This is a genomic window from Dactylosporangium darangshiense (genome assembly GCF_039537565.1).
Classification (GTDB): domain Bacteria; phylum Actinomycetota; class Actinomycetes; order Mycobacteriales; family Micromonosporaceae; genus Dactylosporangium; species Dactylosporangium darangshiense.
On sequence record NZ_BAABAT010000007.1, the window covers coordinates 196,345 to 214,848 of the forward strand.

14 protein-coding genes are annotated in these 18,504 nt (G+C 72.1%); 3 read left to right on the forward strand and 11 right to left on the reverse strand.

Annotation, left to right across the window (positions count from 1 at the left end):
- Positions 1-78 precede the first annotated feature (78 nt).
- Entirely contained in the window at positions 79-1,467 is a 1,389-nt protein-coding gene (locus ABD901_RS16445) for a glucose-6-phosphate dehydrogenase (RefSeq protein ID WP_345127666.1), read from the forward strand.
- On the opposite strand, the gene ABD901_RS16450 is transcribed toward ABD901_RS16445, so the two are convergent.
- Genes ABD901_RS16450 through ABD901_RS16475 form a run of 6 tightly spaced genes read right to left on the reverse strand, consistent with a single transcriptional unit; the run spans position 1,464 to position 8,649 of the window.
- Positions 1,464-2,192, reverse strand: a complete 729-nt coding sequence (locus ABD901_RS16450) for an enoyl-CoA hydratase/isomerase family protein (protein ID WP_345127670.1) — start codon at positions 2,190-2,192, stop codon at positions 1,464-1,466. The genes ABD901_RS16445 and ABD901_RS16450 overlap by 4 nt on opposite strands.
- Before the next feature lie 24 nt (positions 2,193-2,216).
- Positions 2,217-3,149, reverse strand: a complete 933-nt coding sequence (locus ABD901_RS16455; protein ID WP_345127673.1) for a dihydrodipicolinate synthase family protein — start codon at positions 3,147-3,149, stop codon at positions 2,217-2,219.
- Positions 3,146-4,165 carry an oligopeptide/dipeptide ABC transporter ATP-binding protein gene (locus ABD901_RS16460; protein WP_345127675.1) on the reverse strand — a complete coding sequence of 340 codons (1,020 nt, stop codon included), beginning with the start codon at positions 4,163-4,165 and terminating at the stop codon, positions 3,146-3,148. Before ABD901_RS16460 ends, ABD901_RS16455 begins: the two co-directional genes overlap by 4 nt.
- Complete coding sequence (locus ABD901_RS16465; RefSeq protein WP_345127678.1) at positions 4,162-6,051, reverse strand: dipeptide/oligopeptide/nickel ABC transporter permease/ATP-binding protein; 1,890 nt, start codon at positions 6,049-6,051, stop codon at positions 4,162-4,164. Before ABD901_RS16465 ends, ABD901_RS16460 begins: the two co-directional genes overlap by 4 nt.
- Positions 6,051-7,004 carry an ABC transporter permease gene (locus ABD901_RS16470; RefSeq protein ID WP_345127680.1) on the reverse strand — a complete coding sequence of 318 codons (954 nt, stop codon included), beginning with the start codon at positions 7,002-7,004 and terminating at the stop codon, positions 6,051-6,053. The genes ABD901_RS16465 and ABD901_RS16470 overlap by 1 nt, the downstream gene beginning before the upstream one ends.
- A 25-nt stretch (positions 7,005-7,029) precedes the next feature.
- On the reverse strand, positions 7,030-8,649 hold the full coding sequence (locus ABD901_RS16475) for an ABC transporter substrate-binding protein (RefSeq protein WP_345127682.1): 1,620 nt from the start codon (positions 8,647-8,649) through the stop codon (positions 7,030-7,032).
- Between the two features lie 170 nt (positions 8,650-8,819).
- Here ABD901_RS16475 and ABD901_RS16480 point away from each other — a divergent pair, with 170 nt between their 5' ends.
- Positions 8,820-9,551 carry a FadR/GntR family transcriptional regulator gene (locus tag ABD901_RS16480; RefSeq protein WP_345127685.1) on the forward strand — a complete coding sequence of 244 codons (732 nt, stop codon included), beginning with the start codon at positions 8,820-8,822 and terminating at the stop codon, positions 9,549-9,551.
- Between the two features lie 54 nt (positions 9,552-9,605).
- On the opposite strand, the gene ABD901_RS16485 is transcribed toward ABD901_RS16480, so the two are convergent.
- The gene (locus tag ABD901_RS16485) at positions 9,606-10,814 is read right to left on the reverse strand and encodes a sialidase family protein (protein WP_345127689.1); all 1,209 of its coding nucleotides are present in this window, start codon (positions 10,812-10,814) and stop codon (positions 9,606-9,608) included.
- On the reverse strand, positions 10,811-12,871 hold the full coding sequence (locus ABD901_RS16490) for a beta-galactosidase (RefSeq protein WP_345127691.1): 2,061 nt from the start codon (positions 12,869-12,871) through the stop codon (positions 10,811-10,813). Before ABD901_RS16490 ends, ABD901_RS16485 begins: the two co-directional genes overlap by 4 nt.
- A gap of 171 nt (positions 12,872-13,042) precedes the next feature.
- Between ABD901_RS16490 and ABD901_RS16495 the strand changes: the two genes are divergently transcribed.
- Positions 13,043-13,756, forward strand: coding sequence for a FadR/GntR family transcriptional regulator (locus ABD901_RS16495; protein ID WP_345127693.1), 714 nt, complete (start codon positions 13,043-13,045; stop codon positions 13,754-13,756).
- Here ABD901_RS16495 and ABD901_RS16500 read toward each other — a convergent pair.
- The 3 genes from ABD901_RS16500 to ABD901_RS16510 form a co-directional block, all read right to left on the reverse strand.
- Entirely contained in the window at positions 13,712-15,460 is a 1,749-nt protein-coding gene (locus tag ABD901_RS16500; protein WP_345127695.1) for an exo-alpha-sialidase, read from the reverse strand. The two genes, ABD901_RS16495 and ABD901_RS16500, sit on opposite strands and share 45 nt — an antisense overlap.
- A gap of 291 nt (positions 15,461-15,751) precedes the next feature.
- Positions 15,752-16,906, reverse strand: coding sequence for a glycoside hydrolase family 27 protein (locus ABD901_RS16505; RefSeq protein ID WP_345127698.1), 1,155 nt, complete (start codon positions 16,904-16,906; stop codon positions 15,752-15,754).
- A 249-nt stretch (positions 16,907-17,155) separates the two neighbouring features.
- A complete protein-coding gene (locus tag ABD901_RS16510; RefSeq protein ID WP_345127700.1) occupies positions 17,156-18,400 on the reverse strand; it encodes an FAD-dependent oxidoreductase in 1,245 nt (414 codons plus the stop codon).
- Positions 18,401-18,504 lie beyond the last annotated feature (104 nt).

The following is an 18,504-nucleotide window of genomic DNA, read 5'->3' on the forward strand; positions in this document are numbered from 1 at the left end:
AACAGTGATGCCCGGCGGGCTGCGTGGGGAGGGTCCTGGAGTGAGGGTCGGCAAGGTCGGGAGCGCGGTGGTCTGACGGTGGCCGGATGGATCGCGGACGCATTGGTGATCTTCGGGATCACCGGCGACCTGGCGCGGAAGATGACCTTCCCGGCGCTGTACCGGCTGGAACGGCGCGGCGCGCTGACCTGCCCGGTGGTCGGCGTCGCGGCCACGGCGCTGAGCACACAGGAGTTGCTGGTGCGGGCGCGCACGGCGATCGAGGAGTCCGGCGAACCGGTGGACGAGGCGGTGTTCGCCCGGCTGGCCCGGCGGTTGACCTACCTGGCCGGCGACGTGACCGACCCGCAGCTGTACAAGGTGTTGGCGGCGCAGCTGGCCAGGGCCCGCCGGCCGCTGTACTACCTCGAAATGCCGCCATCACTGGCTGCGCCGATCGTGGACAGGTTGGATGCGGCCGGCCTCGTCGGGGACGGGCGCGTGGCGGTGGAGAAGCCGTTCGGGCACGACCTGGCCTCGGCGCGGGAGCTCAGCGATCGCCTGCACCAGGTGCTCGACGATCGGCAGCTCCTGCTCGTGGATCACTTCCTGGGCAAGGAACCGGTGATCGAGATCGAGTATCTGCGGTTCGCGAACTTCGCCATGGCGCAGTTGTGGGACCGCGACAGCGTCGAGGTCGTGCAGATCACGATGGCGGAGAACTTCGGGGTTGAGGGTCGCGGCCCGTTCTACGACGCGGTGGGGACGCTTCGCGACGTTGTGCAGAACCATCTGCTGCAGGTGCTCGCGCTGGTCGCGATGGACCCGCCGATCGGAGCCTCGGCCGATGACCTGCGAGACAAGAAGGCCGAGGTGCTCAAGGCGATGCCACCGGCGGACGCACGGCACTGCGTCCGGGGCCAGTACGACGGCTACACACAGCTGCCCGGGGTAGACCCGGAGTCGGACACCGAGACGTTCGTCGCGCTTCGGTTGGGGATCGACAGCTGGCGGTGGGCCGGGGTGCCGATCTTCATACGGGCCGGCAAGCAGCTGCCGGTGCGGGCAACCGAGGTGCGGCTGGTGCTGCGGAACACCCCCCGCCTGCGGTTCCTGCCCAACGCGGCCAGGGTGGAGGCCAACCAGGTCGTACTGCGCATCACCCCCGAACCCGGGCTGCGGCTGCAGCTGGCGGCGCTGGACGAGCACCACGCGTGGCGCCCGGTGCGCCTGGACTCGCTGTTCGCGCAGGAGCTCGGGGTGCCGCAGGCACCCTACGAACGGCTGCTGTACGACGCGCTGACCGGCGACGACCGGCTGTTCGCCCGGCAGGACGCAGCGCGGGAGAGCTGGCGGATCTTGCAACCGCTGGTGGCCTATCCGCCCCCCGTCCACCGGTACCCGGTCGGGTCGTGGGGACCGCCCGGGGCCGATGCGTTGTTGTCCGGGCATCCGCCGTGGCAGCCGCCCTGGCTGCCGCGAGGCTAGAGCGCCTCGAAGAACGCGGCGATCGCGGCCCGCGCCTCGGGGGTGGCCCAGCCGGCGAGCACCTGCGCGTCGTCGGCGGCGCCGGCGTCCATCCGGGCGACCGCATCGCGCCGCAGCTGCCGCTTGGTCAGCGCATAGGTTGCCGCCGGTACTCGTGCCAGCCGCCCGGCCTCGCCGAGCGCCCGGTCGAGCAGCTCCCCGGCGGGCACGACGGCGTCGACGAGCCCGATGCGGGCCGCCTCCTCGGGGCCCATGGTGCGCGCCGACAGGGCGAGGTCGCTCGCGGCGGGCCCGGCGGCGAAGCGCAGGACCTCCATCGGCACGGCCGGATACGGCACGCCGACGGCGAGCTCGGTGACGCCGATCGTCCCGCCGGCCATGAACCGCCGGTCGCAGGCGAGGGCGAGGATGCAGCCGCCGGCGATGGCGTGCCCGTTGACGGCGGCGACGACCGGGCGGGGGTGCTCGAACACGGCCCGGCAGGCGCCGCCGAGCGCCGCCAGGAACGCCGCGGCATAGGCCGGGTTCTCACCCTCCTGCAGCACGCGGCGCAGGTCGACGCCGGCGCTGAAGCAGCGGCCGGCGCCGGTGAGCACGACGGGCGCGTCGCGCAGCCCGGCGAACGTGTCCCGCAGCGCCAGCAGCAGCTCCAGGTCCAGCGCGTTGACCTTGCCGTGGTGCAGCCGCACGACGCGCACGGCGCCGTGCTCATCGACCTCGATCATGCCTCGACCGTAGCGGGTCTCTCCTCAGAGCAGGTCGGCGGCGGCGAGGTACTTGCCCACCGCGGCGATCTCCGACTCGTCGAGGGGGATCTGCGGCACCGCCGTCGTCGGGTGCGCGATGACGCCGCGCAGGTACAGGGCGGCCTTGAACGCGCCGAGGGCCGAAGAGCCGTGCCCCATCCGGGACCGGCCGACGACGATGAGCTCGAACAGGCGCACCAGGCGCTCCTGCTCGGTGCGGGCGGCGGCCCAGTCGCCGTCGCGGGCGGCGCGGTAGAGCCGCGCGTAGCCGTGCGGGTCGACGTTGCCCAGCCCCGGCACGACGCCGTCGGCCCCCATCCACAGCGCCGAGTCGACGGTCAGCTCGGAGCCGGTGAGCACCGCGAAGCCGTCGAGGCCGGTGCGGTCGCGGCGGCCGAGCAGGACGTTGCGCAGCCCGGCGTCGTCGCCGCTGGAGTCCTTGAGCCCGGCCAGCACGCCGTCGGCGGCCAGGTCGAGCAGCAGGTCCGCGGGGAGCTTGCTGTGCACGGAGACGGGCAGGTCGTAGGCGTACAACGGGACACCGGTGCGGGCCGCGATGGTGCGGAAGTGCAGGTCGATCTCGGCCGGGTGGGTGCGGGCGTAGAAGGGCGCAGTCGCGACGAGGCCGTCGACGCCGGCGACGACGGCGGCGAGGGCGTGGTCGAGCACGCGCAGGGTGGTCATGTCGATGGCGCCGGCGAGGACGGGCACCTGGCCGGCGACGTGGCCGACGACGGTGTCGAGGACGACCCGGCGGTGCCCGTCGGGCAGGAACGCCGCCTCGGAGGTGGAGCCGAGGACGAACAGGCCGTCGACGCCGCCGGCCATCAGGTGGTCCACCAGCCGGACCAGGGACGCGGTGTCGACCTCGAAGTCCGGCGTGAGCGGGGTACACACCGGGGGAATGACGCCGGTCAGTGCGGTGGCGGTGGTCATGCGCGCTCCTGTGCTTGGCTGATCAGTTCTCGGTCGGTGGCGCCGTCGCGCACCGGGTGGTAACAGCGGAACAAGTGCCCGTCGCCGTCGTCCTGCGCGAGAGGCATCTCGGTGGCGCAGACGTCGTCGGCCTTCCAGCAGCGGGTGCGGAACGGGCAGCCGCTCGGCGGCCGCGTCGCGGATGGCACCGGGCCGGCGAGCGGGATCGGGTCGATGGGGTCGAGCAGGCCCGGCGTGGCCGAGAACAGCGCCCGGGTGTAGGGGTGGCGGGCGCCGGTGGGCACCGCGGCGGCGGGCGCCTGTTCGACGATCCGGCCGAGGTACATCGTGACGACCCGGTCGCTCATCCGGCGTACCGTCTGGATGTCGTGCGACACGAACACCAGGGCCAGGCCGAGCTGCGCCTTCAGGTCGAGCAGCAGGTTGAGGATCTGGGCCCGCACGGAGACGTCCAGTGCGCTGGTCGGCTCGTCGGCGATGAGCAGGTCGGGGCCGAGCGCCAGGGCGCGGGCGATCGCGACCCGCTGCCGCTGGCCGCCGGAGAGCTGGCCGGGCAGCACGTCGAGGGCGCTGGCCGGCAGGCCGACGAGGCCGAGCAGCTCGCGGACGCGGGCATCGCGTTCGTGGGCCGTGCCGCGGCGGTGGACGTCGAGGGGGTCGCGCAGGATGCGCCGCACGGGCAGGCGGCGGTTCAGGGCAGTCGACGGGTCCTGGAACACCATGCCGGTGCTGGAGCCGACCATCGCGCGGCGGCGGTTCGGCGGCAGCGTCCAGAGGTCCTCGCCGCGGAAGCGCACGGTGCCTGCGGTCGGGCGCTGCAGCCCGACGAGGACGCGGGCCAGGGTGGACTTGCCGCAGCCGGACTCGCCGACGACGCCGACGGTCTCGCCGGCCCGGACGGTCAGGTCGGCGCCGGTGAGGGCGTAGACGCGGTCGCGGCGCAGCAGCCCGCCGGTGCGGGCCTTGTGCACGACGTGGACGTCGCGCAGGTCGAGCAGGTCGAGCAGGTCGCTCATCGGGCCACCTCGGCGAGGTCGAGGGCGGGATGGTGGCAGGCGACGGCGTGCCGTTCGCCGCCCAGCTCCGGCGCGGTGCTGCGGCACAGCTCGTCGGCCATCGGGCAGCGGTCGGCGAAGCGGCAGCCGGCCGGGAAGTCGGCGGGCGAGGGCACGACGCCGCGGATCTGGGTGAGCCGCTCGGCGCCGGCCTCGAGGGACAGCACCGAGCCGAGCAGGCCGCGGGTGTAGTGGTGCGCGGGTTCGCCGATGAGGGCGGCGGTGACCCCGGACTCGACGATCTGGCCGCCGTACATCACGACGATCCGGTCGGTCACGTCGGAGACGAGCGCCAGGTCGTGCGAGACGAGGATGAGCGCGAAGCCGAGCTCGGCGCGCAGCCGCAGCAGCAGCTCGATCACCTGCGCCTGCACCGTCACGTCGAGGGCGGTGGTGGGCTCGTCGGCGACGATGAGCTTCGGGTCTCGCGACAGCGCCATGGCGATGAGGACGCGCTGGCGCTGGCCGCCGGACAGCTCGTGCGGGTACGCGGACAGGGTCCGCGCCGGGTCGAGCCCGACGAGCTCGAGCAGCTCGGCGGCGCTGCGCTTGCCGCCGCGGCGCACCAGCTGCTTGAGCTGCGCGCGGATCGTCATCGCCGGGTTGAGCGAGGACAGTGCGTCCTGGTAGATCATCGCCATGTCGTGGCCGAGCAGCCGCCGCCGCTCCTTCGCCCGCAGCTTCAGCAGGTCGCGGCCGGCGAACTCGACGGTGCCGCGGATGCGGGCGCCGCGCGGCTGCAGGCCCATGACGGTGAGCGCGGTCAGCGACTTGCCGCATCCGGACTCGCCGACGAGGCCGAGGACCTCGCCGGGCCGGACGTCGAAGGAGATGCCGTCGACGATGTCGACGTCGTCGTGGCGGCCGGGGAAGCCGATGGCCAGGCCCGCGACCCGCAGGACCGGCTCGCCGCTTGGCAGCGGCCGGGCGCGCTCGCCGATGCGGCGGGCCGCCTCGGCCAGGCCCGGCAGCTCGGTGATCTCACCCGAGCCCGGGTGGGCCTGCTCGATCCGGTCGGCCTCGGCGGTCTTCGGCGCCGGCCGTGCGGCGGGCGCCGCCCAGGCGTCGGCGACGCGCTCGGCGAGGATGTTCAGGGCGAGGACGGTGACGAGGATGAGCAGTCCGGGGAAGACCGTCGCCCACCAGCCGCCGAGCAGCACCATGTTGCGGCCGTCGGCGATGACGCTGCCCCAGGACGGGTTCGGCGGGCGGACGCCGGCGCCGATGAACGACAGCGACGCCTCGAACACGATCGCGTCGGCGACCATGACGGTACAGAAGACGAGCACCGGCGCGGCGCAGTTCACCGCGACGTGGCGCACGAGGATGAACGCGGTGCGGGCGCCGATGGTGCGCTCGGCCGCGACGTAGTCCTCCTCGTACTGCGCCAGGACGTTGGCCCGCACCACCCGGGCGACGGACGGCATGTAGAGGAAGGCGATGGCGAGCACCAGCACGAGCACGCTGCCGCCGAAGACCGCGACGAGCACCGCGGCCAGGGCGATGCCCGGGAACGCCATGACGACGTCGAGGACCCGCATGAGGGTCTCGTCGACGCCGCGGCGGGAGGTGGCCGCCACGGCGCCGATGAGCGCGCCCGCCAGCAGGGCGAGCGCGGTGGCGCCGAGCCCGATGAGCAGCGACCAGCGGGCGCCGTACATGAGCCGGCTCAGGATGTCGCGGTTGGCGCTGTCCAGGCCCATCCAGTGCGAGCCGGACGGCCCGCCGCCGGCGGCCTCCTGCACGAAGGGCGAGTGCGGCGCGACGATCGGCGCCGCCAGTGCCGCGACGATGACGACGGCCAGCACGGCGATGCAGAACCAGGCGGAGGCCCGTAGGCGGCCCATCAGGCGGCGCTCCTCAAGCGGGGGTTGACGAGCAGGTAGAGCACGTCGACGACGAGGTTCACCACGACGAAGCCGACGGCGATGGTGAGCACGACGCCCTGCACCACGGCGGGGTCGCCGTCGCGCACCGCGTTGATCATCAGCTGGCCCATGCCGGGCAGCGAGTAGATCTGTTCGATGACGACGGCGCCGCCGAGCAGGTAGCCGACCCGCAGGCCGAGAACGGTGAGCGGGTTGATGAGGGCGTTGCGCAGCACATTGCGCCCGACGACCACGACCGGCGGCAGGCCGCTGCCGATCGCGGTGCGCACGTAGTCCTTGTCGAGCTCCTCGACCATCGAGGTGCGGATGATGCGGGTGAGCTGCGCGGCGACCGGCAGCGACAGCGACAGCGCGGGCAGCGTCATCGAGCGCAGCCAGCCGGAGAACGAGTCGGCGGGGTTGATGTACCCGCCGGTGGGGAACCAGCCGCGGTCGACGGCGAGGTACTGGATCATCAGCAGCGCCAGCCAGAAGGCGGGCGCGGCCACGCCGATCAGCGAGACCAGCCGGATCAGCTGGTCGGGCCAGCGGTCCCGGAAGATCGCCGCGGTGACGCCGAACAGCAGCGCCAGCACCACCGCGATGAGCAGCCCGAGCAGCGTCAGCTGCACGGTCAGCGGCAGCGCCGTCGAGACCGAGTCGACGACCGGCGCCTTCGTCAGCACGCTCGTGCCCATGTCGCCGTGCAGCAGCTCGCCGACGAAGCGCACGTAGCGCACCGGCAGCGGGTCCAGCAGGCCGTTGTCGACCTGGAACTGGTGGATCTGCTCCGGGGTCGGGTTGGCGCCCTGGAAGTACGCGTACTCCGGCTTGTTGTCGGAGAAGCGCATGACGACGAACACGAAGGCGATGACGCCCAGCAGCAGCGGCACCAGGATCAGCAGCCGGCGGACCAGCATTCGCACGACCATGCCCACGGTGGTTCCCCCTTTTGGATCAGGTCCGCTTGGCCTGCAGCAGGTTGATGCCCGGGTAGCCCTGCGCGCGGACCCCGGTGAGCTTCTTGGCGTCCCACGCCGTCATGAGCTCGGTGTGTACCACGGGGTAGAGCACGGCCTGCTCGGCGATGATGTCGAGGTAGGCGTGGGTGAGCTCGAGCTTCTTCTTCGCGTCGGGCTCGGCGGTGGCCGCGTCCATCTTCGCGAAGAGGTCCTTGGCCGCGGGGCTGGAGTCCCACTTGGTGTACTTCATCCAGGTGCCGCCGGACGTGTAGTTGTACCGCATGATCAGGTCGGCGTCGAGGCCGAACTGGTTGGGGTTGGACGCCGCCGCCACCACCTGGTAGCCCTGCGACTGGTCCATCTTCGTGAACAGGGCGCTGGTGTCCTGCGGCTGCAGCGTCGTCTTGATGCCGATGGCCTCCCACGAGTTGGCGATCGTGGGCAGGCAGTCGGCGATCCAGCTGACGTTGACCGCCATCAGGGTGATGGTGAGCCCGGTGACGCCGGCCTGGGCGAGCAGCTGCTTGGCCTTGTCCACGTTGTACTCGTACACGGTGGCGGCCCGCTGGTAGGACGGGTTGTCCTGGTTGAGGAAGCTCGTCGAGGCGGCGCCGTGGCCCTTGAGCGCGACGTCGATCATCTTGCGGGTGTCGATGGCGTACAGCAGGGCCTGGCGCACCCGCACGTCGTCGAACGGCTTCTGGGCGGTGTTGAACATGATGAACATGTGGTTCATGCCCTTGCCGCCCTCGACCTGCAGCCCGGACTTGGTGAGCTGGTCGATGTTGGCGTAGGGCACGTTGTCGGCGATCTGCGCCTCGGCGGCGCTGCCGGAGATCTTCGCGACGCGGGCGGAGGCGTCGACGATGCTCAGCCAGTTCATCTTCTTGACCGTGGCGGGGCGGGGCCCGTTGTACCCGGCGTAGGCCTCGAGGGTCGTGTTCGACTTCGGCTGGTGCGAGGTCTGCTTGTAGGGCCCGGACCCGACGGCCTTGCCGCCCTTGGCCGCGTCCCAGCCGCCGGCGACGCCGAAGATGTGCTTCGGCATGATCTTGGCGATGGTGAGCCGCTGCACGGCGTCGGGGAACGGGAACTTGAACACCAGCTCGACGGTGCGCTCGTCGACCTTGCGCACGGTGTCGAGCCAGGAGCGGAAGAACGAGCCGATGAGCACGTTGGCCTTCGGGTCGAGCACCCGCTCGTAGGTGAAGAGCACGTCGTCGACGGTGACCGGCTGGTCGTCGTGCCACTTGGCGCCCTCGCGCAGCGTGAAGCGCCACGTGGTCGCGTTGACGTCGGCGGGCAGCGCGGTCGCCAGGGCCGGGTAGGGCTGGCGGGTGATCGGGTCGGTGTCGAGCAGACCCTCGTAGATGTGGACGTTGGCGGCCATCGAGAACGCCGAGGCCGTCATCGTCGGGTCCCAGCTCTGGTCGTTGCCGTAGCCGATGACGGCCGTGATGAGATCCTTGTCGCCACCCCCGCCCGTGGAGGAGGTGGAGGCCGGGCCGCCACAGGCGGCGAGCGTGGAGCTGATGGTCGCGGCGGCGCCGAGCGCGCCGCTGTACCGCAGGAAGTCGCGGCGGCTGAACGCGTGCCGTGTAGCCGGGGTGTGCACGGTGCCTCCAATGTCAGTGGCTGTGGGGTCGGTATCATTGGACGTCCCACATCCCATGTCCTGTCGTAGGGTGGAGGCTAGGTCCCGAGTCGCACGTCGGTCAAGGGCCTTCACAAGAGTGGGTCCTCTCGTCATAGGATGTCCCACCAACAACAACCCTGGGGAGCGGCATGACCACGGCGCGCAGTGACCGACCGGCAAACCGGCGCCGCAGCCGGGCGCACGAGGTGCAGGACGAGGTCAAGGAGCTGATCCTGCGCCGGCGGCTCGTGGCCGGCGACCCCCTGCCGACCGAGTCGGAGCTGGTCGAGGAGCTCGGCGTCGGGCGCAACGCGATCCGCGAGGCCCTGAAGGCGCTGCAGGCCGTCGGCATCGTCGACATCCGCCACGGCTTCGGCATGTTCGTCGGCCGGATGTCGCTCAACGGCCTCGTCGACGAGCTGGCCTTCCACAGCCGGATCACGATGTTCGACGAGCGCAGCCACCTCGGCTACCTCATCGAGATCCGCGAGGCCCTCGAGAGCGGCCTGGTGCAGCTGCTCATCGACGGCCCTTCGAGCCAGGGCACGGCCGCGGTCGACGAGGTGATGGCCCGGATGGAGGCCGAGGCCGCGGTCGGCATGGTGTCGCCGGAGACCGACAAGCTGTTCCACGACGTGCTGTACCACCCGCTGAACAACCCGCTCGTGGGCCAGCTGCTCGGGGCGTTCTGGGACGTGTACCACCAGCTGCGCGACGAGCTCGGCGAGCCGGACGAGGCCCCCGCCGACGTGGCGCGCAAGCACCGCGACATCCGCAACGCGGTCGTCGCCGGCGACAAGACCGCCGCGGCAACCGCGATGCGCGCCCACTTCGCCGGCGTCCGGTCCCGCCTGGCCCGCCTGCAGAGCACAGTACAATGAGTAGCGTAAAACTACGCTCCGCAAGCGGGTCCGCCGACAATTAGGTCAGGTGTGCTACCGTGATGGATAGATCGGTACCGCCGCCAGCGACACCCGTCGGAACGTGATCGTCTCATTGGCCCCGAGGTCGCCCGTCTCGTAGAGGACGCCGAGGGTCCCGCCGTCGACCTGCACGAGATCGGAGTACGCGGCCGGAAGCCCCGACAGCGCCGCCCCCGGCGTGAACGTCGCCCCGCCGTCGAAACTGACCCGCAGCGTCATCGCCGCCCGCGCGGCCGGGTCGGCCGGCCCGCAGTAGACCAGCGCCGCTCCCACCTGCAGGACACTGCCCTCGACCACCGGCCCGGCGATGGTGGCCTGCGGCCGGTAGTGCCCGCCGACGAGCGTCTCCCCGCCGTCCGCGCTGTAGGCATCGGCCCGATTCCCGGGCGCGGTACCGTTGTGCTCGCGCGCGTTGAAGTACACCCGCCCGTCGGGAAGCTCGGCCGCCGTGGACTCGTTGGAGTTCAGGTAGCCGTCATAGGTCCCGTCGACGAACCCGATGCGCCACGTCGCGCCGCCGTCGTCGCTGATGAGATCGTGCGCGCCGTAGTACTTCGCCTCGGTCCCCACGTCGGCTGACCCGGCCGGCGGCGCGGCGGAGTGGTTGGCCGGCACGACCAGCCGGTCCTTGTGCGCCCCGCGCGTGAGACGCAGCGCGTGCCCGGGCCCGGTGGCGTACCAGCGCCAGTCCGCCCGCTTCGCGTCCGCCGTGATCTCCGCCGGCGCGCTCCACGTGACGCCCGCGTCGTCGCTGTGCTGCACGAACACGCGGCGGCTCTGCTCGGCCGGCACCTCGCCGCGCATGATCTGCGCCTCCGTCGAGGTGCCCGCGTTGTACGTCGACAGCAGCACCACACGCCCCGACGCGGTCACCACCGGCGCCGGGTTGCCCGACGTGTTCGGCCCGCTGTCGTACACCACTTGCAGCGGCCCCCACGTGCACCCGCCGTCGGTCGAGCGCTTCAGCACCAGGTCGATGTCGCCGGCGTCGGACAGCCCGCCCTTGCGCCCCTCGGCGAAGGCGAGCAGCACCCCGGAGCGGGCCGCCACGACCGCCGGGATGCGGAACGCGGAGTAGCCCTCGGTGTTCGCGCGGTACGGGACGGACGATTCGCAGCCGCCGGGCCGGCCCTGCTGCGCGTCGGCGCCGGCCGGCGCGGCGCCGAGCAGGCCCAGCAGGCCCACGCCGGTCGCGGCCAGGGCGAGATTGCGGTGTTTCAAGGGGTCACCTCTTCCGTGCGGTTGACGGCAACGCCGCGCGGCGGCAGCGCAACCGTCGACAATGGACTGTCTACTTCTTGCGTGCGGATGACGGCAACGCCGCGCGGCGGCAGCACGACCGTCGACAGTGGACTGTCTGCTTCGGACAGGAGGTCGGGGCCGGGCTCGGGCAACGTCACCGTTGCCGGCTCGGCGGCGTGGTTGAGCAGGAACAGGTAGCGGCGGGCGCCGCCCCGGCGCACGACGGCCTGCACGCCACCCGGCAGGCCCTCGAGCACCGCACCCGCGCCGGCCTCGGACCGGACGCGGTCGAACAGGGCGCGCATCGCGGGCGGGTCGGGCCGGGTCGCGAGGTACCAGGCCACGCCCGCGCCGAACGCGTGCCGGGTCACGGCGGGGCGGCCGTCGAGCGCGCCGCCGCGAAACGCCGCGACGGTCTCGGCGCCCTCGAGCGACACCCACTCCGACCACACCGTGCCGCGCCCGCCGTCGAAGCCGGCCGAGCCGCCCGGCGCAAGGGGATGGAACTCCTCGACGGTGAGGCCGAGTAGGCGCCGCAGCGGCGCCGGGTACCCGCCCAGGTGCACCCGGTCGCAGTCGTCGACGATGCCGGTGAAGAACGACACGACGAGGTGGCCGCCGGCCTCCACGTAGCGGGTCAGGCGCTCGGCGGTCGCCTGCGTCATGAGGTACAGGTTCGGGACCACGACGAGCTTGTAGCGCCGCAGGTCGGCGTCCGGGGGTACCACATCCACACTCACGTGCGCGTCGAACAGCGGCGCATAGTGGGCGCGGTGCGTCTCGAGCAGGTCGAGCACCGCCGGGTGGGCGTCGGACTCCAGCGCCCACCAGCTGTCCCAGTCGTGCACGATCGCCACGTCGGCGTCCACCCGCGTGCCGGCGATCTCGCCGAGGCGGCCGAGTTCGGCGCCCAGGGCCCGCACGTCGCGGAAGCCGCGGGACTCGGGGCCGGCGTGCGGGACCATCGCCGAGTGGAACTTCTCCGCGCCGCCCGCGGACTGCCGCCACTGGAAGAACAGCGCGGCGTCGGCGCCCTGCGCGATCGCCTGCCACGTCCACAGCCGCATCACCCCCGCCGGCTTCGGCGCGTTGCGCTCCCGCCAGTTCACCGCGCCCGGCGCCTGCTCCATGAGCAGCCACGGCTGCCCGCCGCGGGCGGCGCGCACCAGGTCGTAGCCGAACGCGGCCTCGACGTGCGCGCGCGGGTCGTACGGGTCGGGGTAGCTGTCGAGGCTCACGACGTCCTGCTCGCGGGCCCAGCGGAAGGAGTCGATCGGCTTGTGCACCAGGCCGATGAAGTTCGTGGTGACCGGCACCTGCGGGGTGTGCCGGCGCACGATGTCGCGCTCCATGGCGTAGCAGGCCAGGATCGCGTCGTTGCTGAACCGGGCGAAGTCCAGCTTCTGCGCCGGGTTGGCGAACGTCGGGGCGGTGCGCGGCGGCAGGATCTCGTCCCAGTCGCCGTAGCGCTGCGACCAGAAGGTGGTCGACCAGGCGGCGTTGAGCGCGTCGAGGTCGCCGTAGCGCTCGCGCAGCCAGCGGCGGAAGTCGGCCGCGGACACGTCGCAGAAGCACTGCCGCACGTGGCAGCCGAACTCGTTGCCGATGTGCCACAGCCGCAGCGCCGGGTGCTCGGCGTAGCGCTCGGCGAGGCGCTCGACGAGCCGGGCGGCGTGGTCGCGGTACACCGGGCTCGACGGGCAGTACTGCTGCCGCCCGCCCGGCCACAGCCGCACCCCGTCGGCGCGCTGCGGCAGCGTCTCCGGGTGCCGCGCAGCCAGCCACGGCGGCGGCGAGGCGGTCATCGTGGCCAGGCTCGCGCCCACGCCGGCCGCGGCGAGGCGGTCCATGACGCGGTCGAACCAGCCGAAGTCGTACTCCCCCGGCCGCGGCTCCACCGACGCCCACGAGAAGATGCCGACCGATACGAGCGTCACGCCGGCCTCGCCCATGAGCCGCACGTCGTCGTCCCATACCGGTTCGGGCCATTGCTCAGGGTTGTAGTCGCCGCCGAACATGAGCCCGGGCATCGTCATCGTTCCCTCTTCCCATCGTAGGACGTGGGACGTCCTATGCCTTTCGGAACCGTAGGAGGGCGGCCGGAGGGCGTCAAGTGTGTCGGACACGTAAATTCGTCAGAAAGCCGGTACCAGCGTCAGTGCGGACGTGGGATGTTCGGCGGGTCAGTACCGTCAAGGGAGTTGAGCATGGCCAGGCGCGCGGGTACGACGGTGCAGGACCGCATCGTCGAGCTGATCCACGACCGTGAGCTGTTGCCGGGCGCGCCGATGCCGACCGAGCCGCAGCTGATGGACCTGCTCGGCGCCAGCCGCAACAGCGTCCGCGAGGCGATCCGGGCGCTGCAGGCGCTGGGCATCGTCGAGATCCGCCACGGCTACGGCACCTTCGTCGGCCGCGCCTCCCTCGACGTGCTCACCCCCTCCCTCACCTTCCGGGTGCGCACCGGCCCCGGCGGCGGGATCCGGGCCCTGCACGACCTCGTCGAGGTGCGCGAGCTGCTGGAGACCGGGCTCATCGGCGACGTCGTCGGCACCGTGAGCGAGGCCCGCTTCGCCGCCCTCGACGCGCTCGTCAACGGCATGGCGCACGACCCGGGCGCGGACCGGGCCTTCCACGCGCTGTTGTACGAGGGCTGCGGCAACGAGCTGGTCCTGCAGCTGATCGGGATGTTCTGGGACGTGTACCACGAGGTCGGCGGCGTCCTCGCCCCGCCCGAGGACCGCACCGCGCAGACGGTGGCCAACCATCGGCGCATCGTCGACGCGCTGCGGTCCAGGGACCGCGACACGGCCCGCGAGGCGATGCGGCTGCACTTCCGGGATGTCAAGCAGCGCATCGCCCGCGGGCTGTCCTCGTCAGTCGAACGTCAGCCGCAGCCCGAGCTCGCCGCCGATCGGTAGATTGCGCTCGCGGACCAGCGTCAGCTCGGCCGCCGACAGGGCGCGGCGGTAGACGCGCACGTCGTCGACCGTGCCCACGAACCGGTCCGCGCCGTCGACGCGCTGTCCGATGTGGATGCCGTACACGCCGAACTCCTTGCCCGCCGTGACCGACCCGGGCGGCGCCGCCGCCTCGGCGACCGTGCCGCCGTCGACCGCCAGCCGCAGCGTGCCGCCGTCGCGCTGCAGCACCACGTGGTGCCACTGCCCGTCGTTGTACGCGCTCGCCGACTGCACCGTGATGTTGAACCGGTCGACCATGATGAGCGCCCGGATGCGGTTGCTCGCGGGCTCGGCGCGCAGCCAGACCTGCGGCGTGGTGCCGGAGCCGGTGCGGTACGCCCACAGGATCGCGTGCGATCCGGTCGTGGCCGTGTAGTTGATCCAGGCCGCCATCGTGAAGTCGCCGCCGGCGACGTCGATCGAGCGGTCGAACGGCACCTCGACGCGGTCGTCGACGCCGTCGAGCGCCAGCCCTTCGCCGAACCGCCCGGGCGCGGCCTGCGCGCCGCCGCGCACGTACGCCGGGTTGTGCGCCGGCGAGCGGTCCGGCGTGAGCGGCCCCGGCGCGGGGGGCGGCGGGACGTTCGGCGGCGAGCCGTTCGGGGTCGACAGGTAGGCCTCGTTGAACCGCGCCCACCGGATCGACTCGTACGGCGAGGTCACACCGTTCTCGTACAGCAACCCGGCCTCGTCGCCCTCGAGGCGGACCAGGTCGGAGTAGCCGCTCGGGCCCCAGTTGAAGACCTTGCCCTGCTGCCACGGGCCGAAGGTGCGCGCGTCGTCGAACGAGGAGCGCACGGCCATCGCCTCGCGGGCCACCGGGTGCGCGGGTGCGGAGAAGAGGATGCGGCGGTCGGAGTACCGCAGCAGCGAACCCTCGACGTCGGGCACCTCCAGCTCCGGGATCGCCCGGAACGGCGCCGCGAAGCTCTCGCCGCCGTCGCGGCTGACGGCGAACGCGCGGTGCCCCGGGTCGGTGCCGCGCTCCCGGGCGAGCGCGTAGATCGACCCGTCGAGCCGCTCGAGCACCGTCACCTCCTGGGCGATGATCGTGCCGTCGTCGCGCGCGGTCTCGGCGCCGATGTGCCAGGTCTCGCCGGCGTCGTCGCTGTAGAGCAGGTGCGTGCCGTAGACGTGCGCGCCGACGCCGTCGTAGTGCTCGAAGTTGGCGCCGACGACCAGCCGGCCGGCGTGCGGCCCGCGCTGCAGCTGGATGCCGTGCATGGGCCCGGTGGCGTACCAGAAGTTCCAGTCGGGCCGCTTGGCGTCGGTGAGCTCGCGCGGCGCGGTCCAGGTCGCGCCGTCGTCGTCGCTGGTCACGACGTACGGGTCGCGGTCGCACCCGTTCGGGCAGGGCGCCGGCCCGTTGCGGGTGCCGACGACCACGATCCGCCCGGTGCGCCCGTCCACCACGGGCGAGGGGTTGCCGAGCGTGTCGCCGTTGCCCTCGGCGACGACCTGCAGTGGCCCCCAGGTGCGGCCGCCGTCGGCGGAGCGGCGCACGACCAGGTCGATGTCGCCGTCGTCGCCGCAGTCGGCGACGCGGCCCTCGGCGAACGCGAGGACCGTGCCGTCGACCGCGCGGACCACGGCCGGGATGCGGAAGCAGGCGTACCCGTTCGTCTGCTGCTTGAAGAGCACCTGCTCGTCGACGAACGGCACCGCGCCGGATTGCGTCGTTTGCGCGAGCGCCGTCTGCGCCTGCCCTGTTCGCGCGTTCGCTGTTTGAGCGTGCCCTGCTTGAGCCTGCGCCGCTTGAGCCTGCGCCGCTAGCGGTGGCGCCGCGGCGTGCGCTGTTTGAGCGTGCGCTGCTTGAGCCTGCGCTGATTGCGGTGCCGCCGCGGCGTGCGCTGCTTGTGGTGGCGCCGCGGCGGCTAGCGCGGCGGCCAGGAGGAGAACACCTTCGATGCGTCGTCGCATGCCGGACATCCTACGTAGAACGTGGGATGTCCTCTACCCCTTCGCAAGACGGAACATCGCAGCGCCGTGCGCGGGCAGGTGCGCGCCGACCGTCCCATCGGTGACGGCCGTGGTTCCTTCCCACAGATTGCGCATGGTGTACCTTCCGTGCCCGACGGTAGTCGAGACGTCCGCCGCGGCGTCGGTCTCGTTGAACAGCACCACGGCGACGTCACCGTTCGTGAGCGGCCGCACCAGCACGTCGAGCCCGCCATCCGCGGACAGCAGGCGGGCGGGCCGGCCGAGCGGGTCCTGGTCGACGGCGATGACGTCCCGGTTGGCGAGGTCGGCGATCGTCTGCTGACTCGCCGTGGTCAGATCGGCACCGGCGATGAGCGGTGCCGCCATCGCCGCCCACAGGCTGAGCTCCGCGCGGTCCTCGGTCTCGGTCATGCCGTTGCCGACCTCGAGCATGTCCGGGTCGTTCCATCCGCCGGGCCTGGCGTACCCGGCGAGCCCGACGTTCGCATGGAACACGGAGAGCAGGCTCGCGAACGTCGGCGCGATGTCGGGCGTGGTGCGCCACAGGTTGCCGTACCCGGCGCCCCACGCCCACACACGGTCCGCACCCCAACTGCAGATGCTGAACACGATCGGCCGCCCGGTCGCCGTCAGCGCGTCACGCATCGCAGCGTAGTGCTCACGGACGGGTGCACATGTCGTCTGCCCGCACCCTTCCCCGGCGTAGCAGGAGTCGTACTTGAGGTAGTCGACGCCCCACGCCGCGAACTGCCGCGCGTCCTGCCGCTCGTGCCCGAGACTGCCCGGCAGCCCTGCACAGGTCTTCACGCCGGCGTCTTCGTAGATGCCGAGCCGCAGCCTTCGGGCGTGCACGTAGTCGGCGAGCGCCCGGATGCCATGCGGGAACCTGTCGGGATCCGCCTGCAGGTTCCCGTTCGCGTCCCGGTCGGCGGCCATCCAGGCGTCGTCGATGTTGACGTACACGTATCCGGCGTCGCGCAGCCCAGAGCCCACGAGCCGGTCGGCCGCGTCCCGGATGACTTGCTCGTTGACCTGCAGCCCGTACGCGTTGTAGTCGTTCCACCCCATCGGCGGCGCCAGCGCAAGCCCGTTGTCGAACCGCGACTGGGGCTCCGCGGACGCCCCGAGGAGCCCCAGCGCGACCAGCACAAGCAGCAGAACCCGCATGTCTCGCGACGCTAGCGACGCACCTGTGACAAACCCTGACAGTTCGCTGCGCCACCCCTGTCAGCCCGCGCCGCCCTGTCACCCTGTCAGCGCGTCCCCGGCGACCTCCCCGCCAGCGGGCCGGCCCGCGGCAACGTGCGCGGCAACCTCCCCGCCAGCGCGGCGAGCCCGCCGCAGCGTGCACGTCAACCTCTCCCGCCAGCACGCCCGACCCGCGGCAACGTGCGCAGTAACTCCCCGTGACCGTGGTCAGCCCGCCGCGGCATAGGTCGCGAACTGGTCGACCAGCCCTTGCGGAGCGTCATCGCGGAAACACAGCTCCAGGTTGGCCGCGGCTTCGGCGGCGGCCTGCTCACTGCGCGGGAACAACGCCGCCTCGTACTCCCGCAGCGCCGCCTCGACGTCCCCCGGATGCGCGGCGATGCTCTTGCCCAACTCGCCCCCATCGAACATCGCGAGGTTGGCCCCTTCCCCCGCGAACGGCGACATGAGGTGGGCAGCGTCCCCGAGCAGCGTCACTCCTGGCACCCGCTCCCAACGCAGCCCGACGGGCAGCACGTTGATCGCGCGCGGCACGAGCCCACCATCCGCCTCGGCAATGAGCGCGCGCAGCTCGGGCGCCCACCCGCCGAAATGCTCCAACAGCGCCGACTTCTCCTCATCGGTACGCCCCGAGCCCATCTCGAGGCCGGGACGCCCCGAGCCCTTCTTGTCGCGACGCCCCGAGCCCTTCTTGTCGGGACTCCCCGAGCCGGCCGCTCCGCCTTCGGCCCACACCCCCGCCTCGGCCGCCCAGCCCTCGGCAACGCGTAGCGCAACGTACACGTGGAGGCTACCGTCGGTCTCCCGGTGCGCCAGGAACCCCTTCCCCGACCCGAGCGCGAACAGCATCCCTTCACCCACGACCCGCGCGGCTTCGGGATGCCGCCGGTCCGCGTCGTGCAGGTCGAGCTCGAAGAAGGTCACGCCCGCGTAGGCCGGCAGCGCATCGGTGAGCAGCCCTCGCACCCGCGACCAGGCCCCATCGGCCCCCACGACCAGGTCCGCGGTGGTCGTCTCCCCGTCACCCAGCGCAATCTCGTGCCGCCCGTCGCCCAGCGCACGCACCCCGGTCACCTTGCTCCCCCACCGCACGGTTCCGTCGGGCAGCGAGTCGAGCAGCATGCGCCGCAGATCCCCGCGGTCGACTTCGGGCCGCCCGCCGGCGCCGTCGTCGCGCTCCTCCATGAGCACGTTCCCGTGCCGGTCGAGCACCCGCATGCTCTCCCCACCGGGATGCACGATGCGCCGAAACTCCTCGTACAGCTCGGCATCACGCAGCGCAACCTGCCCGTTGTAGTCGTGGATGTCGAGCATCCCCCCTTGCCCACGGGCTTCACGCGACGCGTCGCCTTCGTACACAACGGCACGAATCCCATGAACATGCAGCACCCGCGCGAGCGTGAGCCCTCCGAGCCCACCCCCGACAATCGCAATCTCGGTACGTTCCTTCACGACGATCCCCTCTCCTCGCCCCTCACCGGAGGCGGCAGGTTGTGAATTCTTCTCACCTTAACGAACGTGTTCGTCACGAACGCGTTCGTCGAGGCCATACTTTG